The 270-nt window shown below is 56.3% G+C and carries 1 pseudogene; it reads left to right on the top strand.

From position 1 onward, the window contains the following. Positions 1 to 270 (top strand): annotated as a pseudogene (locus Q4563_RS20040) (thiopurine S-methyltransferase); the annotation flags it as partial.

Genomic DNA, 270 nt, shown 5'->3' with positions numbered 1-270 from the left:
AGGAAGGGCAGCGGGTATTTCTGCCTTTGTGTGGCAAAACACTGGATATTGGCTGGCTGCTGGGGCAGGGCGTGCAGGTTGCCGGTGCCGAGTTAAACGAAAGCGCGATTCAGGCCTTGTTTGCAGAGCTGGGAGTGACGCCAGAGATTCGTCAGGTCGGGCCTTTGTTACAGTATCAGGCCGATGGCCTGGATATTTTTGTGGGGGATATCTTTGACCTCAGTGCCGACGTACTGGGTGAGGTGGATGCCATCTATGACCGCGCAGCAC

The sequence above is a fragment of the Gilvimarinus sp. 1_MG-2023 genome (assembly GCF_030548285.1).
This window is presented reverse-complemented; position numbering and strand designations above follow the sequence as displayed.